Here is a 26,879-nt window from a genome sequence, read left to right on the forward strand (position 1 = left end):
AATTTTCTGGCAGACTTCACAAAATTGTAAGCAACAGTCTGTATATACATTGCCCTTTGTGGCGTACCTCTAAAAAGGACATTTAAACATGATTAAGTTTAGCGCAACGCTTCTTGCGACGCTGATAGCCGCCAGCGTCAATGCGGCCACCGTTGACCTGCGGATCATGGAAACGACCGATCTGCACAGCAACATGATGGACTTCGATTACTACAAAGATACGCCTACAGAGAAGTTCGGTCTGGTACGCACCGCAAGTTTGATCAATGCGGCACGCGGTGAAGTCACCAACAGCGTGCTGGTAGATAACGGCGATATTATTCAGGGTAGCCCGCTGGGCGATTACGCGGCGGCAAAAGGGCTAAAAGCCGGGGAAATCCATCCGGTCTATAAAGCACTGAATACGCTCGACTATACGGTCGGCAACCTGGGCAATCACGAATTTAACTACGGTCTCGACTTCCTGCACAAAGCCCTCGCAGGCGCGAAATTCCCGTACGTGAACGCCAATATCATCGACGTGAAAACCCAGAAACCCATGTTCACGCCGTACCTGATCAAAGAAACCGAAGTCAAAGATAAAGACGGTAAAAGCCAGACGCTGCGCATCGGCTACATCGGCTTCGTGCCGCCGCAAATCATGACCTGGGATAAAGCGAACCTGACCGGCAAAGTGACGGTGAACGACATCACAGAAACCGCACGGAAATACGTGCCGGAAATGCGTAAACAGGGCGCGGATGTGGTGGTGGTCATTGCCCACTCCGGGCTTTCCAGCGAGCCTTATCAGGCGATGGCGGAAAACTCAGTCTATTACCTCAGCCAGGTGCCGGGCGTGGACGCCATTATGTTCGGCCATGCTCATGCCGTGTTCCCGGGGAAAGACTTTGCCAATATTAAAGGGGCCGATATCGAAAAAGGCACCCTGAACGGCGTACCGGCCGTGATGCCGGGCATGTGGGGCGACCACCTCGGCGTGGTGGATCTGGTGCTGAACAACGACTCCGGCAGCTGGAAGATCGCCAGCAGCAAGGCAGAAGCGCGGCCGATTTATGACAACGTAGCCAAAAAATCGCTGGCGGCAGAAGACCAGAACCTGAAGAAAGTACTGGAGCACGATCACAGCGCAACCCGCGAGTTTGTCAGCAAGCCGGTCGGTAAATCGGCGGACAACATGTATAGCTACCTGGCGCTGGTGCAGGACGATCCAACCGTTCAGGTGGTGAATAACGCGCAGAAGGCTTACGTCGAGAAATACATTCAGGGCGACCCGGATCTTGCAAACCTGCCTGTGCTCTCCGCCGCAGCCCCGTTCAAAGTGGGCGGACGTAAAAACGATCCTGCCAGCTTCGTTGAAGTCGAAAAAGGCCAGCTGACCTTCCGCAATGCCGCCGATCTCTACCTTTATCCGAACACGTTGGTAGTGGTGAAAGCGACCGGCAAAGAGGTTAAAGAGTGGCTGGAATGTTCCGCCGGTCAGTTCAACCAGATCGACGTGAACAGCACTAAACCTCAGGAATTGATCAACTGGGACGGCTTCCGTACCTACAACTTCGACGTGATCGACGGCGTGAACTACCAGATTGACGTCAGCCAGCCGGCTCGCTACGACGGCGAATGCCAAATGGTGAACCCGAAGGCAGAGCGTATTAAAGACCTGACCTTCAAGGGTAAACCTATCGACCCGAATGCCGTCTTCCTGGTCGCGACCAATAACTACCGCGCCTACGGCGGCAAGTTTGCCGGGACTGGCGACAGCCACATCGCGTTTGCTTCGCCGGATGAGAACCGCTCGGTGCTGGCTAACTGGATCGGCGCTCAGGGCGAAATTCACCCTGCCGCAGATAACAACTGGCGTCTGGCACCAATAGCGAGCAAGCAGCCGCTGGATATCCGCTTTGAAACCTCGCCAACCGACAAGGCAGCCGCGTTTATCAAAGAAAAAGGCCAATACCCAATGAAAAAAGTCGCTAACGACGACATTGGCTTTGCCATCTATCAGCTTGATTTAAGCAAGTAATTCTCTCAGGCGTCCCGTTTGTCGCGGGACGCCATCACCTGTGGCAAATTCTCTTCTATCCAGTCGGCCAGCGCGGCCACTTTATCGGCAATTTCATGCCCCATCGGCGTCAGCGTGTACTCCACGTGCGGCGGCACAACCGGGTAAGATTTACGATCCACAAAGCCGTCTGCCTCCAACCATTGCAGCGTCTGCGCCAGCATTTTCTCGCTCACGCCGCCCATCTTGCGCCTTAAATCGCTAAACCGATGAGTGCCGTCCTGTAATGCCACTAGAATTAAAACACCCCAGCGGCTGGTCACGTGCTTCAACACGTCCCGCGACGGGCATTTATCGCTAAACAGGTTGCCGTTGCGCATTTGCTCGCCCAGCGTCATGGGCGCTTCGCTGATTTCACTCATTTAACACTTACCTTTTTGTGCGTACTTACTAAAAGTTAGCTAGGGTGTTAGTGTGGCACAACTTGTTCGAAACATCACTCAGGAGATTGATCATGATTGCGATTACCGGCGCATCCGGCCAGTTGGGCCGCCTTGTCATTGAAGATTTATTGAAAACGGTGAAAGCCGAAGAGATCGTGGCCGTGGTGCGTAATCCGGCCAAAGTAGAAGATTTTGCCAGCCGTGGCGTGCAGGTTCGTGCGGCGGATTACGGCGACGTGTCAGCCCTGGCGAAAGCTTTCTCCGGCGTGGAAAAAGTGCTGCTGATCTCCTCCAGCGAGGTTGGCCAGCGTGCCACCCAGCACAGCAATATTATTGCCGCAGCAAAACAAGCAGGCGTGAAACTCATCGCCTATACCAGCCTGCTGCATGCCGACAAATCGCCGCTCGCCCTTGCCGAAGAACACATCGTCACCGAGCAACAGCTCAAAACCTCCGGTGTTCCGTTCGTGCTGCTGCGTAACGGCTGGTATACCGAAAACTATCTGGCCAGCGTGCCGCCTGCGATTCAGCATGGCGTGTTTATCGGCAGCGCCGGAGAAGGCAAAATTGCCTCTGCAACACGTGCTGATTACGCGGCGGCGGCGGCTAAAGTGCTGACGCTGGATAATCAGGCGGGCAAAATTTATGAACTGGCGGGAGACCACGGCTGGACGCTCACGGAACTGGCGGCGGAAGTAAGCCTGCAAAGCGGCAAACCTGTGGTTTATCAGAACCTGGACGAAGCGGATTTCAAAGCCGCACTTCAGGGCGCAGGCTTACCAGAAGGCTTTGCCGCGCTGCTGGCAAACTCCGATGCAGGTGCGGAAAAGGGCGGTCTTTTTGACGACAGCCACCAGCTTAGCAAGCTGATTGGTCGCCCAACCACGCCGCTTCGCGACAGCGTGAAAAGCGCCCTGTAGTTGTTAAAAACTGGTTGTTAAAAACTGGTTGTTAAAAACTGGTTAATAACTAGCCCTGCACGCGGACATCTCTATAATAACGGGAGAGTCCGCGTGGAGAGAAAGCGTGCAGGGAGTTCCCGAGCAGTTTAGCGATGAGAGAGACAGCGCCCAGTTCCGGCATTTGCCGCAGCTGCCTGGCGTTGAGCTTTATCACGCCCATATTGCGAAGTACGCCTTTGAGCCACACACCCACGAAGCCTTCGGCATCGGCGCCATAACCTGGGGTGCAGAGCGCTTTCGTTACCGGGGCGAACAGTTGGTTGCCCCTACGGACTCACTGGTGCTGATGAACCCGGACGAGCTGCATACCGGCGAAGCCGCCAGTGAAGACGGCTGGCAGTACCGCATGATTTACCTGGATCCTAATCTGCTGGAATCGCTGACCGGGGAGAGAAGCTGGTGGTTTAACGCCGCCGTGAATCACGATCCCGCCCGCGCCCGCCAGATTTCACAGTTTATTGCTGGCCTGTGGCAGGCCGAAGACACGCTGACCCAGCAGGGGCTGCTGCTGAACCTCGTCGAGGCTTTTCGCCCCTACGCGCGTCATCTGCCCGGACTCCATGAGGCGGCCAACCGCTTCGCCCTGGTGCGCGAGTATCTCTACGATAACTATATGCACACCATCACCCTTGAAGATTTAGCGGCGCTGGTTTCCCTTAGCCCTTACCATTTCCAGCGGCAGTTCAAAGCCTGCTACCACGTTACTCCGCATCAAATGCTGATGGCGATTCGCCTGTGGCACGCCAAACAGTTCCTCACCCGCGGCATGCCTGCCGCTCAGGTTGCTGCCGCCAGCGGCCTGACGGATCAGGCGCACCTGACCCGGGCGTTTGCCCAGCGCTACGGCATTACTCCCGTGCGTTACCAAAAACAGGTTACCCGCTAACAAGACAGCAACCTCGTACAATACTCTGTCGTACTGCGCCCCTACACTGCGGCTAAATTGTGTTGTTGCAGGATATGAAGATGTTAAGTGGTGTGCTGTACGCCCTGCTGGCGGGGCTGATGTGGGGATTAATTTTCGTTGGGCCGATTATTGTCCCGGACTACCCGGCTGCCCTGCAGTCGACCGGACGCTATCTCGCTCTTGGGCTGATAGCCATTCCTATTGCCTGGCTTGGGCGCAAACACGTGCGCAAGCTGAGCCGCCAGGACTGGTTTACCGCCCTGAAGCTCTCGAGCGTGGGCAACCTGATTTATTACGTCTGCCTGGCGAGCGCCATTCAACGTACCGGCGCGCCTATCGCGACGATGATCATCGGCACGCTGCCGGTCGTTATCCCTGTTTTTGCTAACCTGCTGTACAGCAAAAGGGACGGGAAGCTGCCGTGGCGGCGCCTTGCCCCCGCGCTGGTGGTGATTTCCGCCGGGCTAATCATGGTGAATACCGCAGAACTTCGCGGCGAGCAGGCCGATTTCAGCTGGTGGCGCTACGTGAGCGGTATTCTGCTGGCGTTTGTTTCGGTTGCCTGCTGGGCCTGGTATGCCCTGCGCAATGCCCGCTGGCTGCGTGAGAATCCGGACAAAAACCCAATGATGTGGGCCACGGTTCAGGGGCTTTCCACGCTGCCATTCTCACTTATCGGCTATATCGCCGTGTGCATTTGGATGGGGAACCATAATTCAGGTTTTACCCTGCCCTTCGGCCCACGCCCGGAAGTGTTTATTACTTTGATGCTGGCGATTGCCATTCTCTGTTCGTGGCTGGGTAATCTGTGCTGGAACATCGCCTGCCAGCGCCTGCCGACGGTGATTGTCGGCCCGCTTATCGTCTTTGAGACCTTAGCCGGCCTGGCTTACACCTTTATGATTCGCCAAAGCTGGCCGCCGCTTTTAACAGTGTGCGGGGTGCTTTGCCTGACGATTGGCGTGGTGCTGGCCGTGCGCTCCAAACTGGAAAAAACGACGGTGGTTCAGGTTTCCGAGGCATAAAAAAGCCGGGACTTAACCCGGCCTGAGAGAAAGAGATCCCGGCTTAGCGTAGCCGGGATTTTTTTTTAGAAGGTTTCCCAGTTCGCATCCGAAACTGGCATAACCTGTTTTATTTTCGGCTGCGGCGTTTTTACGTGAGCTGCTTTGGCGAGGGTCGGCACACGACGGTTGATTTTAAACACCGCCACCGCTTCATTCAGGCGCGAAGCCTGCTCCTCAAGCGCAGCCGCTGCGGCCGCAGATTCTTCTACCAGCGAGGCATTCTGCTGAGTTACGCGGTCCATCTCCGCCACGGCCTGCCCAACCTGATCGATACCCCGGCTTTGTTCGTCAGACGCAGAAGCAATCTCGCCCATAATATCAGTGACTCGGGTGACGGCGCTGACGATTTCCGCCATCGTTTTACCGGCCTCATTCACCAGATCGGAGCCCGCGTTGACGCGCTCGCCGGAATCATCGATCAGAGCTTTAATCTCTTTTGCCGCCTGCGCGCTGCGCTGGGCAAGCGTACGCACCTCACCGGCAACCACGGCAAAACCACGCCCCTGCTCGCCCGCTCTTGCGGCTTCTACCGCTGCGTTAAGAGCCAGAATATTGGTCTGGAAGGCAATACCGTCGATCACGCTGGTGATTTGGGCAATTTTACTTGAGCTGGTGGCAATTTCGTCCATCGTCCGCACCACGCCTTCCACCACGTTACCGCCTTTCTTCGCGGTCGTTGAGGCGTCCAGTGCAAGGCGAGAAGCCTGACGGGCGTTGTCGGCGTTTTGCTTCACCGTGGCCGTCAGTTGTTCCATGCTGGCCGCCGTCTCTTCCAGCGAAGCCGCCTGCTGTTCGGTGCGGGAAGAGAGATCGTTGCTGCCGGCAGAAATTTCACCGGCGCCGGTGTAGATGGTATCGGCCCCATCGCGTACCACGCTGACCGTATTCGCCAGCGAGGCCTGCATCTCTTGTACGCTGCTTGCCAGCAGCGCCATTTCGTTTTTGCCCTGGGCCTCAATAGGCTGGGTCAAATCGCCTGCAGCAATGGCACGAATATGGTCCATCACCTCACGCAGAGGCATCAGCAGGACGCGGCGCATCGCCACCCAGCTCATCACAATAACCCCAATCACGCCGAGCATGACGGCGCCGAGGATCCAAAGAATCCGCTGGTAGTCGGCCTGATTATCGCGAACACCTTCGCTGGAAAGTTCCGCCTGTTCATCACGCCATTCACGGTAGACCTTCTGCATCGCAACCTGTTTCTGCTCCGCATTTTGCTTGAACATTTGCTCCAGGTTGCCCTGCGCGAGGAAGGTGTTCATTCTGGCGAGCGTGGAAGAGTAGTTGCGGTACTGCTCTTCCAGTTCATCGCTCAGGTGTGGACGTAATCCTGGGGTATCCGGCAGCGCCTGGTATTTCTCAAAATGGCTTTGCGCCTCCGCAAGCAGCGCGTTGGCCGTCGCGACCAGTTCCTGGAGCTGCCCGCCGTTAATCTGGTTCGCCATGCTGCCCTGAATGCGCAGCATGCCACGGTTCAGCGTCACACGCGCCTGATTAAGGCCGATCCAGGCATCGGTGAATTCAGCTACGTTCTGACTGGAAAGCTGGGAAACGGTGAAGTTGTTCTTGTCATTATTGAGGGCATTGATGAAAACCGTGGCTGACAGTAGCTGCATAGCACCCAGCACAATCAAAACGGTAATGAGTAAGGTAATAACTTTCATTCTTTTAAACATGTGTAGCCTTTTCTTATACAGGTATTGTCCGACGTCTAACTATCGGCAGCGTCCCCTGCTTATTTATGCTGCCCTCCCCAACAAACCACCATTTCTGGGGATTTTTTGTAATCATTCAGTATGTTAAAGCGAAAACTTTTTTTGTGATCCATGTCTCGCTATGAACGCTGCTCCGAAAGGGTTATAGTGCTCACATAAAGATGCATTTAAAATACATCTTAAATTTTACTATGAGGAGCCTGCTATGGCCTACCGCGATCAACCCCTGGGCGAACTGGCGCTGACGATTCCCCGCGCCTCTGCGCTGTTCCGTAAACTGGACCTGGATTTTTGCTGTGGCGGCAAGCAGACGCTGCTGCGCGCGGCAACGCGTAAGGAACTCGATCTGGAAGACATTGAGGCTCAGCTCGCCGCGTTAGCTGAAGAACCGGCGGAGAAAGACTGGCGTGCAGCCCCGCTGGCGGAGATCATCGATCACATCATCGTGCGCTTCCATGACCGCCACCGCGAGCAACTGCCGGAGCTGATTCTGCAGGCAACCAAAGTCGAGCGCGTCCATGCCGATAAGCCCAATGTGCCGAAAGGGCTGGCGAAATATCTCACAATGCTGCATCAGGAGTTGAGCAGCCACATGATGAAAGAGGAACAAATTCTGTTCCCGATGATTAAGCAGGGCATGGGTACTCAGGCCGGAGGCCCGATTAGCGTGATGGAAAGCGAGCATGATGATGCGGGTGAGCTGCTGGAAGTGATTAAGCACACGACCAATAACGTAACGCCGCCGCCGGAAGCCTGCACAACGTGGAAAGCGATGTATAACGGGATTAATGAACTGATTGAGGACCTGATGAACCACATCAGCCTGGAGAATAACGTTCTGTTTCCACGGGCGTTAAGTGGCAAATAACTAAGGTCTTTCCCTCACTACAATCCCCTCCCCAAAAGGGAGAGGATTTTTTAACGCCTATTCTAACTCGTCTATTTCCGGATATTTGCCAGACGTTTCTTACCGATGAACAGCCAGCCAGCACCCAGCACAATGAACCACAGCGGCGTCACGATCAGCGCCTGACGGGTATCATCTTCCAGCGTCAGCAGGACAATCACGAAGACGAAGAACGCCATGCACACCCAACACATCAGCTTGCCCAGCGGCATTTTGTAGATGGACTTCTCATGCAGGTGAGGACGCTGTTTGCGGTACACCAGGTATGAGCAGAGAATAATAGTCCAGACGAACATGAACAGAATCGCGGAAACCGTAGTGATCATAGTAAAAGCGGCAATCACGTTCGGGTTCACGTAGAGCATCACCACGCCGCCCAGCAGGCAGATACAGGAGAAGGTTAACCCTTTCGCCGGCACCGCACGTTTGGAAAGCTTGGCGAACGCTTTAGGCGCTACGCCGTCCTGCGCCAGGCCAAACAGCATACGGCTGGTAGAGAACACGCCGCTGTTCGCGGAGGAAGCAGCGGAGGTCAGCACCACAAAGTTGATGATACTCGCCGCAGCCGGCAGGCCGACCAGCACGAACAGCTCAACGAACGGGCTTTTATCCGGCACAACGGAGCTCCACGGCGTCACCGACATGATGATGATCAGCGAGAAGACGTAGAACATAATGATACGCAGCGGGATCGAGTTAATCGCGCGCGGCAGTGATTTCTCCGGGTCTTTGGTTTCTGCGGCCGTGGTGCCCACCAGCTCAATACCCACGAAGGCAAAGACCGCTATCTGGAACCCGGCAAAGAAACCGCTGATGCCTTTCGGGAACCAGCCACCGTCGTTCCAAAGGTTGTTGAAGGACGCCTCAACGCCGGACGGAGAATGGAAGCTGGTCAGCACCATCACCAGGCCGATGACGATCAGCGCGACAATGGCGACGATTTTGATCATCGCGAACCAGAACTCCATCTCACCGAACATCTTCACGGTGGCCAGGTTCAGGCTCAGCAAGACCAGCACGACCGCCAGAGAAGCGACCCAGTCAGAAAGCCCGGGGAACCAGAATTGGGCATAGGCGGTTATCGCTACTACGTCCGCCATACCGGTCACCACCCAGCAGAACCAGTACGTCCAGCCGGTGAAATATCCCGCCCACGGCCCCAGCAAATCTGCGGCAAAATCGCTGAACGACTTATATTCCAGATTCGATAACAGCAGCTCGCCCATCGCACGCATCACGAAGAACAGCATAAAGCCGATGATCATGTAGACGAAGATGATGGACGGCCCCGCAAGGCTGATGGTTTTCCCTGACCCCATAAACAAGCCGGTGCCGATGGCACCCCCAATGGCAATAAGCTGAATATGACGGTTTGTTAAATTACGCCGCAGCGACTGCTCGGTCGGCGCCTGAGCGTCTTCCGCGACTTTGACCTGATCTACCATGTTTGTATTTTCCTGTACCTGTCTGTTTTTTCAGGCTCTACTGGCCCGTGAACTGTTTTTACGTGATGTTGTTTTGTGTGATACGAGGTAAGAATCGGCGGGATAAATAATAAGCACAAGGGTAATGTTAATTTTTTGTTTAATTTGAGTGTGAAATCGCATTCACAGCGGGATATAGCTCAAAAAAATACCCTTAAAACAGGGTAATGCAAGATAAAATCACGCTTGTTTATTATTAGGCAATGCAAAACCCCGCACCAGGCGGGGTTAGGGATTCTTTACAGAATTTCCAGCAGCTCGACTTCAAACACCAGGGTGCTGAATGGTGGGATAGAAGCACCGGCACCGCGTTCGCCGTAAGCGAGGTTGTGTGGAATAGTCAGTTCCCATTTGGAGCCTACCGGCATCAGGGTAAGCGCTTCGATCCAGCCAGCAATAACGCCGCTTACCGGGAACTCTGCCGGCTCGCCACGCTGTACGGAGCTGTCGAAAACGGTGCCGTCGATCAGCTTGCCGGTGTAATGCACGCGAACGTGATCTTTACGGGCAGGAATTGGGCCAGTGCCCTGAGTGATAACGCGGAACTGCAGGCCAGATTCGGTGCTGCTCACGCCTTCTTTCTCTGCGTTCTCAGCCAGGTATTTCTGGCCTTCTACCGCCAGCTCTTTCTGACGCTCACGACGCACTTCGTCCGCACGTTCGTGAACTTCACGCAGAGCGCGGTGTACAACGTCAACAGGCACGGCCGGGGCATTCCCTTCCAGGGCATCACGGAGGCCAGCGACCAGCGCTTCTGGCAGTAAACCTTGCAGGCCTGATTCACTCAGCTGCTGGCCTACCTGTAAACCAATACCGTAACTTGCTTGTGCTTCGACGCTGTCAAAAGAAGGGGTTGTCATGGATTTTCCTTTCATGATGTTTAAAAGCAAGCCCGAAGCATAACAGCGTCAATCCGCAGGGTAAATGACAATGGAGGAAAGGTGACAAATGCAAACGAAACGGGAACAATAGCTTAAACGGGCGCAAAACTGCGGTTTGCCGTCACGGAAACCAGGATTGCTTCAGGCATCAGACAGTTAGCGTTCTATACTGGAAAAGTATTACTTCGAGGAGGGTTGCCAATGCAATTCGCTGTTAAACCATGGCTTACGCGGATTTGGCATGCACCGGATCATTTCCGCTTGATGGATCCGTTACCTCCCCTGCACCGCCGAGGCATTATTCTGGGCTTCGCGTGCGTGATTCTCGGCTTCCTGCTGCCTGGCGCAGATGACGCCAGCCGTCCGGTCACGCGCGACGCGCAGCTTTCCGTTCAGTCGCAGTCGCCTATGCAGGCCGAGCTGACGCCTTCAACGAACAACAATGTCCCCGCGACGCCGGTTGAGCCTCAACGACTGGAGGAGCAAACTCAGGCTCCCGTTCCCCACGACAACAATGACATCGAGCAGCAGTGGCGCTCGTACCGCGTAGCTTCCGGGCAGACGATGGCCCAGCTGTTCCGCGATCATAATTTGCCGCCGGCGGACGTTTACGCCATGGCGCAGGTAGAAGGTGATAGCAAGCCGCTGAGCAACCTGCAAACCGGGCAGATGGTACAAATCAGGCAAAATGCCAACGGCGTGGTGACGGGTTTAACCATTGATATTGGTAGCGATCAGCAGGTGCTGTTTACCCGCCAGCCTAACGGCAGCTTTATTCGCGCGCAGTAAAAATTGAGATCTTAGAAAAGCAAAACGCCAGCACGAGGCTGGCGTTTTTACGAGCAGTGAATAAAAACTTATTCAGCTACAACGTTTACAGTCAGTTTAGCGAATACTTCGCTGTGAACCTGGAAGTCCACTTCGTGCTCACCGGTGGTGCGCAGAACGCCGTTCGGCAGGCGAACTTCGCTCTTAGCAACAGCAACGCCAGCTGCAGTAACAGCGTCAGCGATGTCGCGAGTACCGATGGAACCGAACAGTTTACCTTCGTCGCCAGCTTTGGACGCGATGGTTACGGTTTCCAGTGCGTTGATTTTCTCAGCGCGAGCTGCAGCTGCAGCCAGAACGTCAGCCAGTTTAGCTTCCAGTTCTGCACGGCGTGCTTCGAAGAACTCAACGTTTTTCTTGGTAGCAGGAACAGCTTTACCCTGTGGTACCAGGAAGTTACGAGCATAGCCCGCTTTAACGTTAACCTGATCACCCAGGCTACCCAGGTTTGCTACTTTATCAAGCAGAATAACTTGCATTACCTTATCCTCTCAAAGTCGTATTAATGGACCGTGACCGATTACTGATGACGATCAGTGTACGGCAGCAGAGACAGGTAGCGAGCGCGTTTGATAGCGCGAGCCAGCTGACGCTGGTATTTTGCACGGGTACCGGTGATACGGCTTGGGACAATCTTACCGCTTTCGGTGATGTAGTTTTTCAGCGTAGCGATATCTTTATAGTCGATCTCTTGAACGCCTTCCGCGGTGAAACGGCAGAACTTGCGACGACGGAAATAACGTGCCATATGGCTAGTCTCCAGAATCTATCAATTCAATCTGCTCGGCATGCAAGACCACTTTGTTCAGGCCATTTTTCATCTGATGACAAGTAATGAACCCGTGAACCGTGATTTGCGTACCGACCGTTATACTGTGAGTAATGGCTTGGTTCGCGTGCCCGCTAACAATCACTGGCATTCGGCACCACGCCTGCCGGTTAAGACCGGCTTCCTCTTGCACAGAACGATGCTCAAGCACGAACTGGCAGTGAGGAATTCCTGAGGGGCTGACCTTGCGAAGGGGCGTCTTGCACACTGTGCCAGACAACGCCAGGCGGTTGGCCATCATCAGAATTACTCTTCAGAATCCCCAGCATCTGCATCATCAGCGGTTTCGCTAGCGAAATCATCGCGACGCTCGCGGCGCTCGTCTTTCGCTTTAACCATTGGAGATGCTTCGGTAACCGCGTGCTTAACGCGCATAACCATGCTGCGGATAACGGCGTCGTTGAAGCGGAAGTTAGTTTCCAGCTCATCGATCGCTTCCTGCGGAGCTTCAACGTTCAGCAGAACGTAGTGAGCTTTGTGCAGTTTGTTGATCGGGTAAGCCAGCTGACGGCGGCCCCAGTCTTCCAGACGGTGGATCGTACCTGCTGCTGCAGTGATTGCACCAGTGTAACGTTCGATCATGCCCGGAACCTGTTCGCTCTGGTCAGGATGGACCATAAAAACGATTTCGTAATGACGCATCGAATTGCTCCTTACGGATTATTCAGCCTCCTGTCAGGGTCAGCCGCGGCCCATGGAAGCAAGGAACGTGTTTGAATTGCGGCTGAAAAATTGACGCGTAATCATACTTACCCAGACCGCTAAACTCAAGGCCGTAAGCAAATAAATTCTCTTTGTGACAGGGGGAATGGCTAAGCCTGTGAATTTCAAAACAAACCGGCGGATCGCCTAAATATTTTGAAAGAGACCATCAGAAATGGTCACTTTTTATTCAGCTATCAGGGATTACACTTATTGATAACAGGCCGCCACAGCCATTAACAGGAGCGACGACCACTGATTACACATCTGTTGTAGTGGAGCGCATCATGAAAAACATTGTAATTGCCCTTGCCGCAGTACTGTTTTTAAGCGCCAGCGCGTCGGCAGCCATCAAAATCGACGGACGCCAGGCCAGAAATATGGACGACGTTCAAAGCCTTGGCGTTATTTACATCAACCATAACTTCGCCACCGTTTCTGAAGCGGAATCGGCCATTGAACAGGATGCTGACCAGCACAACGCGAAGTTCTACCACACGATAATCATGAGAGAACCGGGCAGCAACGGCAATATGCACGTCAGTGCTGACATCTACCGGTAGCTTGAGAGTACGCGTAAACACCAGAGAAGACACCACGACCTAAAATCCATGTGTGACTTGCCCCCGCTTGCGGGGGCTTTTTTATTTGGGCTGTCCATAATATGCACCAGGCCCGTGCTTGCGATGAAAGTGCTTATTCATCAAATAGTCATTAATCACCTTTTGCTTTGGATTGATTTCCCCCGTTATCCAGGCCATACGGGCAACTTCCTCCATCACCACAGCATTATGCAAAGCCTGCCCCGCGTCCTCCCCCCATGCGAAGGGACCATGCTGATAAACCAGAACACCGGGCGTATGCAGAGGATTAGCCTGCCCCATGGTTTCGATAATGACCCTGCCGGTGTTGAGCTCATATTCTCCGGCCACCTCAGCGCTGGTTAGCGGACGCGTACAAGGGATATCCCCAAAAAAATAATCTGCATGGGTAGTGCCTAGTGCCGGAATCGATCTCCCCGCCTGAGCCCAGGCCGTAGCGTGGGTCGAGTGGGTATGCACCACGCCGCCAATGTCGGAATAACGCTGATAAAGGGCCAGGTGTGTCGCAGTATCCGATGAAGGACGATAACGCCCTTCAATTACTTCTCCGCTCAGGCTAACAACCACCATGTCATCCGCAGCCATCTGTTCATAAGCTACGCCGCTTGGCTTTATAACAATGCAGCCACGATCTCGATCGATTGCACTGACGTTACCCCAGGTGAAAGTGACCAGTCCATGGCGCGGAAGCGCCATGTTCGCCTCGTATACCTGCTGCTTAAGCTGCCACATGGTTTATCTCCACCGGCAGTCCTGCATTTTTCATTTTTAGCAGTACCCAGTTTCGCGCAGCTCGCACCTCGGCGACAGGGTCTGCGGCCGTTTCGCTCCACATCTCAATCAGATACGGCCCGCGGTAGCCGCTTTGCCGTAGCGTCCTGAAGCAGCGTTCAAACTCGACAATGCCTGTACCAAACGGCACATTCTTAAACACGCCAGGCAGGGTGTCTTTTACGTGCACGGCGACAATATGCCCGCTGCCCGCCTGCAACTCCATCTGCACGTCATTATCCCAGGCCGAGAGATTGCCAATATCAGGGTAGAGCTGGAACCACGGATTATTTAAATAATGAGCATAGCCCAGCGCCTTACTGATGGAATTCATCAGTGGAGAGTCCATGATTTCCATAGCCAACGTTACCTGAGCGCGAGCCGCCATTTCCAACGCCTGCTGCAGACCATCAAGGAAACGCCTGCGGGTTTCATTATTTGCCTGCTGATAGTAGACGTCGTAGCCCGCCAGTTGAATCACACGGATACCGACGTCCTGTGCCAGCACGATCGCTTTGCACATGATCTCCAGCCCCTGATTACGCACTTCATCATCTTCACTGCCCAGCGGGTAGCGGCGATGGGCACTCAGGCACATCGACGGCACGCGCACGCCCGTTTCAGCAACAGCCTCCACCAGCGCCCTACGCTGTTCACGGCTCCAGTCCAGCCTTGCCAGTCGTTCGTCTGATTCATCGACCGACATTTCGACAAAATCAAAATGCAGCTCGCCGGCCAGGGCTAAGCGTTCCCGCCAGCACTCCCCTGAGGGAAGCGCCTTTTCATAAATACCCAGTGGAACCCGCTTGTCTAACATAGTTCCTCCTTAGCCCCAGAATTGGGCAATGGTGCGCTTGAACTGACGAGCGGCTTCGACCGGGTTTTCCACATCACGAATGCTGCGACCGGCGATAAAGACATGGACAGGAATGCCTTTAAATAACGACAGATCCTCCAGCGCCAGCCCACCGGTTACGGTCACCTTGAAGCCCATATCAGCAAGGCGCTTTATCGCGCTAATGTCTTCCTCACTCCACGCAATACCGGCGGCCTGAGCGTCCCGACTGCGGTGGTAAACCACCTGCTGAATACCAGCCTCACGCCACGCCTGGGCCTGCTCCCACGTCCAGAAGCCGGTAAGTTCAATTTGCACATCGCCGTTAAATTCGTCGGCCACTTCAAGGGCACCTTTGGCGGTGTTGATGTCGGCACAGCAAATGACCGTTACCCAGTCCGCATTTGCTTCAAAACACATGCGCGAGAGTATTTTCCCTGCATCAGCAATTTTGGCGTCCGCCAGTACGATCTTGTGCGGATAGAGCGCTTTAAGATCGCGAACGGCGCGTACGCCTTCTGCCACGCAAAGAATGGTGCCCACCTCAATAATGTCGACCTCTTCAGCTATCAGGCTCGTTGTCCGGTAGGCATCGGCCAGAGTCTGGTTGTCCAGCGCCACTTGTAACATCGGTAATGAATGCGTCATTGACTAGTCCTTATGCAGCCGCCGTTGCGCGGTCTATTAAATCCAGCACCTCTTGCTCAGAGCGACAGGCGCGTAAACGGTCAAAGTTTTCTTCGTCTTCAAACAGGGTCACAATCTGCATGATGCCTACCTCCTGATGAGCATGGGCATCCACCGCCGCCAGCGTAATCAGGATGTCTACCGGGTCATTGTCCTCATGATTGAATATCAGCGGTGTCTTCAAGGTCACCAGCGCAAACCCCGTTTGTTTGACGCCTTCTTCCGGGCGGCCATGAGGCATAGCCAGGCCCGGCGCGATAACAAAATAAGGGCCAAACTGCGCCACGCCGTCGAGAATAGCCTGGTAGTAACGTGGTTCGACAACGCCAGCCTCTACCAGTAAATCAACGCCTATCCCTACAGCCTCCTGCCAGGTACTTGCCTCCGCCTGTATGCGTACAGAATGGTTTTGCGCCAGCGAATCACGTAGCTTCATACCCACTCCTTACGTCATGTCCTGAGAGAAATGCTCGCCAATCACCGCCATCAGCTTGGGGCCGAAGTCATCAGCGGAAAGCATGTTGCGTACACCGACCACATATTTATTGCCCGTCACCGTTATTTCGCTGGCAACGTGGGTCGACGCAATGATGATGTCAGCGCCGCTCAGTTCGCTTTTGTATTCCCCCACGGCGCAGCTATTCACACTGTGGCTAACGCCTTGTTGAGTAAGAAATTGATCCACTTTCATTTTCATAATCATGGAACTGCCCTGCCCACAACCACAAACAGCGAGAATGCGTACGGTCATAATCTCAATTCCTTTAGTTAACTGAAGTTTCAGTGAGAGGATGCATATCCTCCTCCTTGCGTAACGCACGTCCGGCGAAAAACATATAAACCAGTGCGATAGCGATAACGATGCCCATAAACCACAGGCCAAGGGTAAGCCCCTGCATCAGCGGCGGTGCAAGAATCGACCAGTCAGCCATACCCATCCAGGCGCTAAGCCCGGTGAGGTGTACCGCCCAGACGCAGCCAAAGATTTCAATCATCCCCATGGCCAGGCAAATTTTGAGCGCAGCGCGCCAGCCGCCGAAATGGTTAGCGAAGACGCCAATGGTGGCATTAGAGAAGAACATAGGAATAAAGCCCGGGATTATCATGATCGACGAGCCGCAGGCGATAAGTATTCCGACCGCGATCAGCTGGCCTACGGTGCCCCAAAGGAAGCCCCACACCACGGCATTTGGTGCGAAGCTGTAAATGGCCGCACAGTCGATGGCTAAAACGGCGCCGGGGATTAAACGCTGAGAGATACCGTTGAAAGCTTCTGAGAGTTCGGCCACAAACATGCGAACACCCTGCACGATGATGAAAATGGCCACCGCGAACTGGAAACCGGTTTGCAATATATAGACAGACCAGTGCGTTTTTCCGGCCATAGCCTGAACGGTATCAAGGCCGAAGGAACAGAGGATTACGCCGAAGAAAAGCGTCATCACAATGGCGGTGGACACAATGTTGTCGTGGAAAATATTCAGCCAGCCGGGGAGCTTGAGATCCTCAACGCTTTCTTCTTTTTTCCCCAGCCATGGCGCAATCTTATAGGCAATCCACGAAGCAAACTGCTGCTGATGGCCAATGGAGAAACCACTGTTTTCCGTCACCTCCTGCGTCGGCTTGAACATCATATTTGAGGTGATACCCCAATAAAGCGACACCAGAACCGCAGTACAAATAATGGTGGTCCACATCGAGTAACCGAGGATAAAGAAAAAGACGGCAATGAGCCCCGCCTGCTGAAACATGATATGGCCCGTCAGCATGATGGTACGGATGCCGGTGATGCGGCGCAGCAGTACATAGCAGATGTTCAATGCCAGCGCGAGCAGCACCGCGTATCCCACCCAGCTGTATGTATCACCCATTTTTTCAATTGTCGCCATCATAGATGCATAAGTATCTGAAATAGCGCCGTTAATGCCGTACACCTCCGACATTTTTGCCACAACCGGCTTAAAGGTGCCGGTCAGGATGCCGGACCCCGCCTGGAGCAACATGAAGCCGATGATAGTTTTGATCGTCCCCTTGATAATCACGCTGGCGCTTTTGCGAAGCAGCAGGTAACCAAGACAGGTAACGATCCCCAACAGCAACGGGGCATTAGTCATTACCTGATCAAAAAAGAGGGTAAAGACACGATAAAGGATCTCCATAAAGCTCTCCGTAGGGTGGTCGCTTCCTGCTTGCTTACAAACAGGCGGATTGAAAATGCACCTACACTCTATTTTTCAAAAATAATCACAACAAGATCAAATATGATTATTTGTGAGATATCCCGCAATTTATTTCCTCACCGCCTTAAAGTGGTGACTTTCATCTTTTAAACAACAAAAATAACCCTTTAGAATCATAAGAATAGAAAACAAAAAGCATTTTAATTGTTTATAATCAAGCTCCTTGTCTTCTTTAAAATCTCAGCCACTCGATCAAAAAACGCTTCTTCTCGATGATTATTCATGTCAATATAAATCATTATTTATCATTTTGTGATTATATCGTGACTAGAAAGGAGATATCCGATGAGTAAAGTTGCTTCGATTACCCGCGAATCCTGGATCCTGAATACTTTTCCTGAGTGGGGCTGCTGGCTTAATGAAGAGATTGAGCAAGAGGTTGTTGCGCCGGGTACATTTGCAATGTGGTGGCTTGGCTGTACGGGAATTTGGTTAAAATCCCAGGGGGGAGCAAACATCTGCGTGGATTTTTGGTGCGGTACCGGAAAACAGAGTCACGCTAACCCGTTAATGAAAGCAGGCCATCAGATGCAGCGCATGGCGGGCGTTAAGAATCTCCAGCCGAATCTTCGCACGACGCCATTTGTACTCGATCCTTTCGCGATTCGCGAGATCGATGCCGTGCTGGCTACGCACGATCACAACGATCATATTGATGTAAACGTTGCCGCTGCCGTCTTGCAAAACTGTGCCACAGACGTGCCTTTTATCGGGCCACAAACCTGCGTGGATATCTGGATTAGCTGGGGCGTGCCGCGCGAACGCTGCATCGTAATGAAGCCGGGTGACGTGGTGAAAGTAAAAGATACCGAAATCCATGCCCTCGATGCATTTGACCGTACCGCACTGATTACGCTGCCTGTTGAGCAGAAGGCTGCAGGCATATTGCCCGACGGCATGGATGAACGCGCGGTAAATTACCTCTTCAAAACTCCAGGAGGAACGCTCTATCACAGCGGGGACTCTCACTACTCTAACTACTACGCGAAACACGGGAACGAGCACAAAATCGATATAGCATTAGGTTCCTATGGCGAGAACCCGCGCGGCATTACTGACAAAATGACCAGTGCCGATATTCTTCGCATGGCCGAATCCCTTAACGCAAAAGTCGTTATCCCTTTTCATCATGATATTTGGTCTAATTTTCAGGCCGACCCACGGGAGATCCGCGTGCTGTGGGAAATGAAAAAAGATCGTTTAAAATACGGCTTTAAGCCGTTCATTTGGCAGGTAGGCGGCAAATTCACCTGGCCACAGGATAAAGATAACTTTGAATACCACTACCCACGCGGATTTGATGACTGCTTTATCCTTGAGCCAGATTTACCGTTTAAGTCATTCCTGTGATGCAAAGCCGGACACAGGTCCGGCTTTTTCGTTTATCCATAGGTATTTCAAACATTTTCAAATATCATCTTTCTCTATCATCTCTCATCGGAACTACGCATGACAGAAGCACAGCGCCACCAGATCTTGCTCGATCTGCTACAACAATCCGGGTTTATTACGGTTGAACAGGCAATTGAACGTCTGGGCGTTTCTCCGGCAACAGCGAGGAGAGACATTAACAAGCTCGATGAGAGCGGCAAACTGAAGAAAGTTCGCAACGGCGCAGAGGCGATTACACAGCAACGCCCGCGGTGGACGCCGATGAATATTCATCTGGCTCAGAATCATGATGAAAAAATACGCATCGCCAACGCCGCATCACAGTTGGTGAACCCCGGAGAAAGCGTAGTGATTAACTGCGGATCCACAGCGTTCTTACTCGGCCAACAGATTTGCGGCAAACCGGTACAAATCATCACCAACTACTTACCGCTGGCAAATTATCTTATCGAGGAGGAACACGACAGTGTGGTCATCATGGGCGGCCAGTACAATAAGAGCCACTCGATTACGCTCGGCCCGCAGGAGAGTGAAACGTCGCTGTACGCAGGACACTGGATGTTCACCAGCGGAAAAGGACTTACTGCTGAAGGGCTATATAAAACCGATATGCTTACCGCTATGGCGGAACAGAAAATGCTCAGCGTAGTGGGGAAACTTGCCGTACTAGTCGATAGCAGTAAAGTGGGGCAACGGGCTGGTATGCTTTTTAGCCGTACAGACCAGATAGACCTGGTCATCACCGGCAAGCAGGCCGACCCTGAAGTCGTAAAAAAACTTCAGGAACGTGGTGTGAAAGTGATGCTGGTCTAGCGTTAGAGGTAGCGGGCGAAAAACTGGCTCGCGGCTTCTAACGCTTCGGGCGTGATGCGATGTTTAACGCCCGCTTCCCATACACAAGTCAGGTTCTGGTCCAGCTTGTTAGCCGCCAGAGCCTGCTGCAATCTGAACGTTTCGACGGCAGGCACCACATCATCTTCTTCGCCATGCCAGAGCAACAGCGGCCTGTTGCCCAGTTCTGCAAGCCGTTCACCGACATCGTAATCCTTCAGGCTTACGATAACCTTTTCACGCACATCCACCAAAGGTGGAAACAGCGTTTGCGCCAACGTCGTAAAATAGCCCGATCCCATCAGGCTGGCGACGCAGCGCACTTCAGGGTGCCGAGCCATAATCCCCAGCGCCGTCATTCCTCCCATTGAAGCCCCACCGACGGCAAGCCTGCCTTCAGTAACGCCGCCGGTGTTCATTAATGCCCGATAGAGAGCCGAGAATTCATCAATGCTGTTTTTTAATATCGGCCAGAATTGCTGCAGGCGAGCATGAGCGTCGCCGCTGTAGCGAGCCCCGTGGTCAAGAGCATCCGGCATAACAACACGGAATCCCTGCTGCGCCAGCGCTACCGCGAAATAGCTATAAACCAGCTTTGAGGAGGTAAAACCGTGGTAGAAGATAACCGTCGGCAGCGGAGACTGCTTCATTCCGGCAGGTGCCGCGTGCAGCACTTCAACATCGGCTAACCGCTCATTATAAATTTCGATCATCTTCTCTTCTCCTACGGTGAAATATCAGGGAAAGTAACTCGCGTTAGGGATTATTGTAACGATGAGATCCAGTTATCGATTTTCATTCGAAAGTCAGAGAAAAGCGCGCCTGAGATAACAAATCGGGAACATTCCCCCTTTTCAGCGCTAAACCCGGAACTACACTATGATCGTCAAGAAACGAGAAACCATCATGCCACGGCTATCCGTACTATTTATGGCGGCGTTACTCAGCGCCTGCAGCGTGCTTCAGGGTACACCGCAACCAGCACCGTCGCCGACGAATTATCCGCAGGAAATACAGCGCTCTCAGACTGCGGAATTAATAAAAATAGGCACCGTGACCGCCGTGGTACGTGGCTCTCCTATGGACTCAGAAGCCATTATTAAGAAGAAAGCCGCAGCAGCAAAAGCCGATTATTATCTCATCATTATGAATGATGAAACGGTTATCCCAGGCCAGTGGTATTCGCAGGCTATTTTGTATCGAAAATAGCCCGGCCCGATAGCCGTTATTTATTGATATTTACACAGCTTTTCGCCGCTTGATCGTTTCTTATGCACAATGGACCTCGCCCTCAGGAAGCGGGGGTCAGCTTTGAGTAAGCGAAGGATTGCCCTGTCACTTCGGGGTAAAATGATAAGGAACTGACAATGAAACGATCTCTTGCCTTAACGACACTGCTGTTATCTGTTGGCCTCATTCCGACTCTGGCGCAGTCCGCCGAGTTTGCCAGCGCGGACTGCGTAACGGGCCTTAATGAAATCGGATTAATTTCGGTAAATGACATTGCCGGCAGCCCGCAGGACGTCGAACGAATGATCGCGCTGAAAGCCGACGAGCAAGGTGCTTCCTGGTACCGTATTATTCAGATGCAGGAAAATTCTCTGGCCGATAGCTGGCGAGCACAGGCCATTCTTTACGCATAAAGTCCCGCCATTTTATTAAGCCACGCCTCCCGTTGCCCGCAGCAGCGCATCACTGATGACCTGCTCGGGCAAAAGCGATTCTCCCCGATCGTCCAGCATCATCCGACACCAGGCTTCTGCTGCCGGGGGTGAAAGTGATTTAAGCAATTGCGCCCCACAGGCGAGATTAGCCAGCTGCTGCGTAATTTCTCTGCCCCGCTCCTCCTGAGGCTTCCGCAAACGCTGCTGTAGCTGTCGCCAGCTGCGATCGAAATGTCGGTTTTGCCCTTTAACCTCATCAAACTCGTTAGACAGCATTTCCATTACCGCAGGCTGTTTGGCCAGCACGCGCAGCACATCGAGGCTCATAATATTGCCCGAGCCTTCCCAAATGCTGTTCACCGGCATTTCACGATACAGACGCGGCAACTCGCTCTCTTCGCAGTAGCCCACGCCGCCCAGGACTTCCATCGCTTCAGCCACAAAAGGGATCCCTGCTTTGCAGATGCTGAATTTCGCGGCCGGGGTAAACAATCGGCTGTAAGCCAGTTGCTGAGGGTCACCGGGCAACTCCCATGCCCGCGCAAGACGGAAAAGAAATGCCGTCTGGCCTTCAAGCTGCAGCGCCATTTTTCCCAGCAACTGACGCATCATCGGCTGTTCGATAAGCGTCTTGCCAAAGGCCTGTCGCTGCAGGGCGTGACACAAGGCCACCGACAACGCACGTCGCATCAGGCCGTGACTGCCGAGCGCGCAGTCGAAGCGGGTAAACCCGCCCATTTTCAGAATATGGCGTACGCCTTCACCTTCCTCACCAACAAGCCAGGCGGTGGCGTCACAAAACTCGACTTCACTGCTGGCGTTTGAACGGTTACCCAGCTTGTCCTTGAGCCGTTCAAGACGAACGGCGTTGCGCTGGCCGTCGGGCAGAATGCGCGGTAAGAAGAAGCAAGAAAGCCCGCCCTTAGCCTGAGCAAGCACCAGATGCGCATCGCTTTGCGGCACGGAGAAAAACCATTTGTGCCCCACCAGCCGGTAAGCTTCACCAGAACCTCTGCCAGCCAGCGGCTCGGCACGAGTGGTGTTACTGAGCACGTCGGAACCGCCCTGTTTCTCAGTCATCCCCATGCCAATCAGCAGACCACGTTTTTGGGCGCCTGGCAGCAGGTGTGCGTCATAACGATCGCTCAGCAAGGGCTTGCGCCAGGCTTCAAAGACTTTGGGTAAGTGCTGAAGTAGCAACGGCGTTGCGCCAAAGGTCATGGTGATCGGACAAAGCGTTCCCGCCTCAACCTGAGCGTGCTGAATAAACCGGGCGGCGCGCGCGACAAAAGTCCCCTGCCGCGCGTCTTCTTGCCAGGGCAGGTTGTGAACCCGATTCGCAAACAAACCTTGCATCAGCAGATGCCAGGCGGGGTGAAAGCGAACGTCGTCCAGTCGCTCGCCGCAGGCGTCAAACCGCAGCAGCTCAGGAGGATTGATATTTGCCAGTCGGCCCAGCTCCAGAGATTCTGCAGAACCCAACTGCTGGCCGATGCTGGCCAGAAGTTCGACGTCCCAGCCAGCGCCTTCACGAACCACGGCTTCTCGTAGCGGGATATCTGAAAGAAAAAGATTACTGTTGCTGAGGGGGTTGGGTTGATTAAAAACGGTGTGAGTTTGCCAGCGCATACTGTTCCCTCCATCTGTGGCAATGCCAGTAAGTATGGACGGAGATGCGGGTTCTGCGCGGAGGGGGATCACAAACGGGGTGTTTCCACCCCATTCAAATAACGCGGCTTAACCGCGCTGGCGCACGATTTCGAACAGGCAAACGCCGGTGGCAACCGACACGTTCAAAGAAGAAACGGTCCCGGCCATAGGGATGCTGACCAGCTCGTCACAGTGCTCGCGAGTCAGACGGCGCATACCTTCGCCTTCCGCGCCCATCACCAGCGCCATTGGGCCAGTAAATTTGCTCTGGAACAGAGTATGGTCCGCTTCACCAGCGGTGCCGACAATCCAGACGTTCTCTTCCTGCAGCAGGCGCATGGTGCGGGCCAGGTTGGTGACGCGGATCAGCGGCACATTCTCCGCCGCGCCACAGGCAACTTTTTTCGCCGTCGCGTTCAGCTGCGCGGAGCGATCCTTCGGGACGATAACCGCATGAACCCCGGCAGCATCTGCGCTACGCAGGCAGGCACCAAGGTTATGCGGATCGGTTACACCGTCCAGGATCAGCAGGAACGGACGTTCGTGTTCGGCGATCAGATCGGGCAGATCGTTTTCCTGATACTGGCGGCCCGGCTTCACGCGGGCAATGATGCCCTGGTGTACCGCGCCTTCGGCTTTCTCGTCGAGCCACTGGCGATTTGCCACCTGCACCGGGATCCCCTGCGCTTCAACAGCGTGGATCAGCGGCATCAGGCGCTTGTCTTCGCGACCTTTCAGGATAAAGACTTCCTGAAAACGCTGCGGAGCACGTTCAAGCAGGGCCTGGACGGCGTGAATGCCGTAAATAATTTCACTCATCGATATCACTCATTGCGGACGAGGGTTCGCCCGTGTTGGTTTGTTCATGGTCTGGATTTAGCCCCTCACCCCGGCCCTCTCCCCAAAGGGGCGAGGGGGGGAAACGATAAAAGCATACATTATCGTTCTGTTTACCCCCTCTCCCTTTCCAGGAGGGACTACGTCAGGGTGAGGGTAATATCAGCTCGCCTGCTTTTTCGCGGCGCGCTTCGCCTTCGTTGCTGCCGCTATTTTACGGGTTTTGTCCGACGGCGCTTTGGCTTTCTTCGGTTTCTTTCCGGTCTTCTCTTTCTTCGCTTTCGCGCCGTCTTTCTCTTTACGGAAAGCATTGTCCGGCTCGAAGTTTACGCGTTTGCCAGCCTGGCGGCGCTTAGACGGCGCACCACCATTTCCGCCTCGTTTCGCTTTGTCTTTTGCAGTTTTACCTTCGCCACGCGGCGCACGTGAGCTTGAGATCAGCGCGAAGTCGATTTTACGCTCGTCCATGTGGACAGCTTCCACCCGAACCTCAACGCGGTCACCCAGACGATAAGTCTGCCCGCCGGATTCGCCAATCAGGCGCTGACCAATCTGGTCAAAGCGGTAGTAGTCGTTGTCCAGCGTCGAGACGTGAACCAGGCCGTCGATGAACAAGTCAACCAGGCGCACAAAGAAGCCGAAGCCGGTTACGCTGGCAATAATGCCGTTGAATACCTGGCCGACCTGATCCTGCATGAAGTCACACTTCAGCCAGTCCGCTACGTCACGAGTCGCTTCATCGGCGCGGCGTTCGGTCATTGAGCAGTGCTGACCCAGCTGCAGCATCTCTTCCATGCTGTAGTGCCAGCCACCGGATTCGGTACTGTTCCCGGTATGCCCCTGCTCTTTCGCCAGTAAGTATTTAATGGCGCGGTGCAGTGACAGGTCAGGATAACGACGAATTGGCGAAGTAAAGTGCGCGTAGGACTGCAGCGCCAGACCAAAGTGGCCGCGGTTTTCCGGATCGTAGATTGCCTGCTTCATCGAGCGCAGCAGCATAGTTTGCAGCATTTCGTGGTCAGGACGATCGGCGATAGATTCCAGCAGATCGGCGTAATCACGCGGCTCTGGTTTTTGCCCGCCTGGTAACTCCAGACCCAGCTCCGCCAGCACAGAACGGAACGCGGTAATCGCGTCGTTGCTTGGGCGATCGTGATCTCGGAACAGCGCTGGCTCGTTATTCTTCTCGACAAAACGCGCCGCCGAGATGTTAGCGAGGATCATGCACTCTTCGATAAGCTTGTGTGCATCATTACGCACGGTCTGCTCAACACGTTCAATACGGCGCTCAGCGTTGAAGATAAACTTCGCTTCTTCGCTTTCAAACGAGATCCCGCCTCGCTGGGCACGGGAAACTTCCAGCACTTTGTAGAGGTTATGCAGCTCTTCGATGTGCTTAACCAGCGGCGCATACTGCTCGCGTAGCTCCTGGTCGCCCTGCAGCATATGCCAGACCTTGGTGTAGGTCAGGCGCGCGTGGGAGCTCATCACCGCTTCATAGAATTTATAGCCGGTCAGACGCCCTGCTGCGGAGATGGTCATCTCGCAAACCATACACAGGCGGTCAACCTGCGGGTTCAGGGAACACAGGCCATTGGAAAGGACTTCCGGCAGCATCGGTACTACCTGCGACGGGAAGTAAACCGAAGTCCCACGGTTACGGGCTTCGTTATCCAGCGCGGTAGGCGGACGCACGTAGTAGCTTACGTCGGCAATCGCAACCCACAGGCGCCAGCCACCACCGCGTTTTTTCTCGCAGAATACGGCATCATCGAAGTCTCGGGCGTCTTCACCATCAATGGTGACAAGCGGCAGATCGCGCAGGTCGACGCGGCCAATTTTGGCCTCTTCCGGCACTTCTTCTTTCAGATTTGCAACTTGGGCTTCAACCTCTTTCGGCCAGACGTGCGGGATTTCATGAGTACGCAGCGCCATATCAACGGCCATGCCGGTATCCATATTGTCGCCGAGCACTTCAACAATCTTACCGATCGCTTTGGTACGGCGCGTTGGGCGCTGGGTCAGTTCGACCACCACCACAAAGCCCATACGGGCACCCATCAGCGCTTCAGGGGGGATCAGGATATCGAAGCTCAGACGGCTATCGTCAGGCACCACAAAACCTACGCCAGCGTCGGTAAAGTAGCGGCCAACAATCAGCCCGGTTCTTGGCTCCAGCACGCGCACAATGCGCGCCTCGCGGCGGCCCTTACGGTCAGCGCCGAGCGGCTGCACCAGCACCAGATCGCCGTGCATGCACATTTTCATCTGCTCGGATGAAAGATAGAGATCGTCTTTACGCCCTTCTACGCGCAGGAAACCAAATCCGTCGCGATGGCCGATCACTTTACCTTTCAGTAAATCCAGGCGTTCCGGCAGCGCGTAACACTGACGGCGGGTGAAGACCAGTTGGCCATCACGTTCCATTGCACGGAGGCGACGGCGCAAAGCTTCAATCTGTTCTTCACCGGAGATTTTTAGTTCTTCAGCCAGCTCTTCGCGGCTGGCCGGTTTTTCACGTTTTGAGAGATGGTCGAGAATAAACTCCCGGCTTGGGATCGGGTTTTCGTATTTTTCGGCTTCTCGTTCCTGAAAAGGATCTTTTGACATTTCGGGTCCTCCGTTGTCATCCGCAGATGGAAT

General features: G+C 54.0%; 29 protein-coding genes. 11 read left to right on the top strand and 18 right to left on the bottom strand.

The window, feature by feature from the left end:
* Nucleotides 1-88 precede the first annotated feature (88 nt).
* Complete coding sequence (locus CNE01S_RS06405) at nucleotides 89-2,020, top strand: bifunctional 2',3'-cyclic-nucleotide 2'-phosphodiesterase/3'-nucleotidase (protein ID WP_061274431.1); 1,932 nt, start codon at nucleotides 89-91, stop codon at nucleotides 2,018-2,020.
* A 5-nt stretch (nucleotides 2,021-2,025) separates the two neighbouring features.
* Here CNE01S_RS06405 and CNE01S_RS06410 read toward each other — a convergent pair whose 3' ends face one another.
* Nucleotides 2,026-2,421, bottom strand: a complete 396-nt coding sequence (locus CNE01S_RS06410) for a winged helix-turn-helix transcriptional regulator (RefSeq protein ID WP_061274433.1) — start codon at nucleotides 2,419-2,421, stop codon at nucleotides 2,026-2,028.
* Nucleotides 2,422-2,513: 92 nt separating this feature from the next.
* Between CNE01S_RS06410 and CNE01S_RS06415 the strand changes: the two genes are divergently transcribed.
* The 3 genes from CNE01S_RS06415 to CNE01S_RS06425 all read left to right on the top strand — a co-directional run bounded on the left by CNE01S_RS06415 (nucleotide 2,514) and on the right by CNE01S_RS06425 (nucleotide 5,336).
* On the top strand, nucleotides 2,514-3,362 hold the full coding sequence (locus tag CNE01S_RS06415) for an SDR family oxidoreductase (RefSeq protein WP_061274435.1): 849 nt from the start codon (nucleotides 2,514-2,516) through the stop codon (nucleotides 3,360-3,362).
* A 106-nt stretch (nucleotides 3,363-3,468) separates the two neighbouring features.
* The gene (locus CNE01S_RS06420) at nucleotides 3,469-4,290 is read left to right on the top strand and encodes an AraC family transcriptional regulator (protein WP_061274437.1); all 822 of its coding nucleotides are present in this window, start codon (nucleotides 3,469-3,471) and stop codon (nucleotides 4,288-4,290) included.
* An 80-nt stretch (nucleotides 4,291-4,370) separates the two neighbouring features.
* Entirely contained in the window at nucleotides 4,371-5,336 is a 966-nt protein-coding gene (locus CNE01S_RS06425) for a DMT family transporter (RefSeq protein ID WP_061274439.1), read from the top strand.
* A gap of 65 nt (nucleotides 5,337-5,401) precedes the next feature.
* On the opposite strand, the gene CNE01S_RS06430 is transcribed toward CNE01S_RS06425, so the two are convergent.
* On the bottom strand, nucleotides 5,402-7,057 hold the full coding sequence (locus CNE01S_RS06430; protein ID WP_061274441.1) for a methyl-accepting chemotaxis protein: 1,656 nt from the start codon (nucleotides 7,055-7,057) through the stop codon (nucleotides 5,402-5,404).
* Nucleotides 7,058-7,301: 244 nt separating this feature from the next.
* Here CNE01S_RS06430 and ytfE point away from each other — a divergent pair, with 244 nt between their 5' ends.
* Nucleotides 7,302-7,964, top strand: a complete 663-nt coding sequence (gene ytfE / locus CNE01S_RS06435; RefSeq protein ID WP_061274443.1) for an iron-sulfur cluster repair protein YtfE — start codon at nucleotides 7,302-7,304, stop codon at nucleotides 7,962-7,964.
* Nucleotides 7,965-8,035: 71 nt separating this feature from the next.
* Here ytfE and cycA read toward each other — a convergent pair whose 3' ends face one another.
* Nucleotides 8,036-9,448: a D-serine/D-alanine/glycine transporter gene (cycA, locus tag CNE01S_RS06440; RefSeq protein ID WP_061274445.1), complete on the bottom strand. Its 1,413-nt coding sequence runs from the start codon at nucleotides 9,446-9,448 to the stop codon at nucleotides 8,036-8,038.
* A 278-nt stretch (nucleotides 9,449-9,726) separates the two neighbouring features.
* Nucleotides 9,727-10,347 (bottom strand): BamJ family beta-barrel-assembly machinery protein, encoded by a 621-nt coding sequence (gene bamJ / locus CNE01S_RS06445; protein WP_008460415.1) that lies wholly within the window; start codon nucleotides 10,345-10,347, stop codon nucleotides 9,727-9,729.
* Nucleotides 10,348-10,563: 216 nt separating this feature from the next.
* On the opposite strand from bamJ, the gene CNE01S_RS06450 reads away from it, so the two are divergent.
* A complete protein-coding gene (locus CNE01S_RS06450; protein WP_061274447.1) occupies nucleotides 10,564-11,157 on the top strand; it encodes an OapA family protein in 594 nt (197 codons plus the stop codon).
* Nucleotides 11,158-11,225: 68 nt separating this feature from the next.
* Here the strand turns inward: CNE01S_RS06450 and rplI are convergent, their stop codons facing one another.
* From rplI to rpsF, 4 genes are read right to left on the bottom strand one after another with little or no spacing between them, the layout of a single operon-like run.
* Nucleotides 11,226-11,675, bottom strand: a complete 450-nt coding sequence (rplI, locus tag CNE01S_RS06455; RefSeq protein WP_008460412.1) for a 50S ribosomal protein L9 — start codon at nucleotides 11,673-11,675, stop codon at nucleotides 11,226-11,228.
* A 41-nt stretch (nucleotides 11,676-11,716) separates the two neighbouring features.
* On the bottom strand, nucleotides 11,717-11,944 hold the full coding sequence (gene rpsR, locus CNE01S_RS06460) for a 30S ribosomal protein S18 (protein ID WP_000135199.1): 228 nt from the start codon (nucleotides 11,942-11,944) through the stop codon (nucleotides 11,717-11,719).
* A gap of 4 nt (nucleotides 11,945-11,948) precedes the next feature.
* Entirely contained in the window at nucleotides 11,949-12,263 is a 315-nt protein-coding gene (gene priB / locus CNE01S_RS06465) for a primosomal replication protein N (protein WP_008460409.1), read from the bottom strand.
* Between the two features lie 8 nt (nucleotides 12,264-12,271).
* On the bottom strand, nucleotides 12,272-12,667 hold the full coding sequence (rpsF, locus tag CNE01S_RS06470) for a 30S ribosomal protein S6 (RefSeq protein WP_038476158.1): 396 nt from the start codon (nucleotides 12,665-12,667) through the stop codon (nucleotides 12,272-12,274).
* A gap of 347 nt (nucleotides 12,668-13,014) precedes the next feature.
* On the opposite strand from rpsF, the gene yjfY reads away from it, so the two are divergent.
* A complete protein-coding gene (gene yjfY / locus CNE01S_RS06475) occupies nucleotides 13,015-13,290 on the top strand; it encodes a DUF1471 family protein YjfY (protein ID WP_061274449.1) in 276 nt (91 codons plus the stop codon).
* An 81-nt stretch (nucleotides 13,291-13,371) separates the two neighbouring features.
* On the opposite strand, the gene CNE01S_RS06480 is transcribed toward yjfY, so the two are convergent.
* The 6 genes from CNE01S_RS06480 to ulaA are packed head-to-tail and all read right to left on the bottom strand — an operon-like array spanning nucleotide 13,372 to nucleotide 17,781.
* Nucleotides 13,372-14,061, bottom strand: coding sequence for an L-ribulose-5-phosphate 4-epimerase (locus tag CNE01S_RS06480; protein ID WP_061274450.1), 690 nt, complete (start codon nucleotides 14,059-14,061; stop codon nucleotides 13,372-13,374).
* A complete protein-coding gene (locus tag CNE01S_RS06485; protein WP_061274451.1) occupies nucleotides 14,048-14,917 on the bottom strand; it encodes an L-ribulose-5-phosphate 3-epimerase in 870 nt (289 codons plus the stop codon). The genes CNE01S_RS06480 and CNE01S_RS06485 overlap by 14 nt, the downstream gene beginning before the upstream one ends.
* Before the next feature lie 9 nt (nucleotides 14,918-14,926).
* A complete protein-coding gene (locus CNE01S_RS06490; protein ID WP_096754158.1) occupies nucleotides 14,927-15,583 on the bottom strand; it encodes a 3-keto-L-gulonate-6-phosphate decarboxylase UlaD in 657 nt (218 codons plus the stop codon).
* Nucleotides 15,584-15,593: 10 nt separating this feature from the next.
* Nucleotides 15,594-16,058, bottom strand: coding sequence for a PTS ascorbate transporter subunit IIA (gene ulaC / locus CNE01S_RS06495; RefSeq protein ID WP_061274452.1), 465 nt, complete (start codon nucleotides 16,056-16,058; stop codon nucleotides 15,594-15,596).
* Nucleotides 16,059-16,067: 9 nt separating this feature from the next.
* Nucleotides 16,068-16,373: a PTS ascorbate transporter subunit IIB gene (ulaB, locus tag CNE01S_RS06500; protein WP_061274453.1), complete on the bottom strand. Its 306-nt coding sequence runs from the start codon at nucleotides 16,371-16,373 to the stop codon at nucleotides 16,068-16,070.
* A gap of 13 nt (nucleotides 16,374-16,386) precedes the next feature.
* Entirely contained in the window at nucleotides 16,387-17,781 is a 1,395-nt protein-coding gene (ulaA, locus tag CNE01S_RS06505) for a PTS ascorbate transporter subunit IIC (RefSeq protein WP_061274454.1), read from the bottom strand.
* A gap of 366 nt (nucleotides 17,782-18,147) precedes the next feature.
* Here ulaA and ulaG point away from each other — a divergent pair, with 366 nt between their 5' ends.
* Both ulaG and ulaR read left to right on the top strand, forming a co-directional pair.
* Complete coding sequence (gene ulaG / locus CNE01S_RS06510) at nucleotides 18,148-19,212, top strand: L-ascorbate 6-phosphate lactonase (protein ID WP_061274455.1); 1,065 nt, start codon at nucleotides 18,148-18,150, stop codon at nucleotides 19,210-19,212.
* Nucleotides 19,213-19,311: 99 nt separating this feature from the next.
* Nucleotides 19,312-20,067: an HTH-type transcriptional regulator UlaR gene (gene ulaR, locus CNE01S_RS06515; RefSeq protein ID WP_061274457.1), complete on the top strand. Its 756-nt coding sequence runs from the start codon at nucleotides 19,312-19,314 to the stop codon at nucleotides 20,065-20,067.
* A gap of 2 nt (nucleotides 20,068-20,069) precedes the next feature.
* Here the strand turns inward: ulaR and yjfP are convergent, their stop codons facing one another.
* Nucleotides 20,070-20,798, bottom strand: a complete 729-nt coding sequence (yjfP, locus tag CNE01S_RS06520; RefSeq protein WP_061274459.1) for an esterase — start codon at nucleotides 20,796-20,798, stop codon at nucleotides 20,070-20,072.
* 166 nt (nucleotides 20,799-20,964) lie between these two features.
* Here yjfP and bsmA point away from each other — a divergent pair, with 166 nt between their 5' ends.
* Both bsmA and yjfN read left to right on the top strand, forming a co-directional pair.
* Complete coding sequence (gene bsmA / locus CNE01S_RS06525; RefSeq protein ID WP_061274463.1) at nucleotides 20,965-21,294, top strand: biofilm peroxide resistance protein BsmA; 330 nt, start codon at nucleotides 20,965-20,967, stop codon at nucleotides 21,292-21,294.
* 158 nt (nucleotides 21,295-21,452) lie between these two features.
* Complete coding sequence (yjfN, locus tag CNE01S_RS06530; RefSeq protein WP_039289719.1) at nucleotides 21,453-21,728, top strand: DUF1471 family protease activator YjfN; 276 nt, start codon at nucleotides 21,453-21,455, stop codon at nucleotides 21,726-21,728.
* 15 nt (nucleotides 21,729-21,743) lie between these two features.
* Here yjfN and CNE01S_RS06535 read toward each other — a convergent pair whose 3' ends face one another.
* The 3 genes from CNE01S_RS06535 to rnr form a co-directional block, all read right to left on the bottom strand.
* The gene (locus CNE01S_RS06535) at nucleotides 21,744-23,378 is read right to left on the bottom strand and encodes an isovaleryl-CoA dehydrogenase (protein WP_061274466.1); all 1,635 of its coding nucleotides are present in this window, start codon (nucleotides 23,376-23,378) and stop codon (nucleotides 21,744-21,746) included.
* Nucleotides 23,379-23,486: 108 nt separating this feature from the next.
* Nucleotides 23,487-24,218, bottom strand: a complete 732-nt coding sequence (gene rlmB / locus CNE01S_RS06540) for a 23S rRNA (guanosine(2251)-2'-O)-methyltransferase RlmB (protein WP_016517622.1) — start codon at nucleotides 24,216-24,218, stop codon at nucleotides 23,487-23,489.
* A 180-nt stretch (nucleotides 24,219-24,398) separates the two neighbouring features.
* Entirely contained in the window at nucleotides 24,399-26,846 is a 2,448-nt protein-coding gene (gene rnr / locus CNE01S_RS06545) for a ribonuclease R (RefSeq protein ID WP_061274468.1), read from the bottom strand.
* Between the last annotated feature and the right edge of the window lie 33 nt (nucleotides 26,847-26,879).

This window comes from Cedecea neteri NBRC 105707 = ATCC 33855 (assembly GCF_001571265.1).
Lineage (GTDB): Bacteria > Pseudomonadota > Gammaproteobacteria > Enterobacterales > Enterobacteriaceae > Cedecea > Cedecea neteri.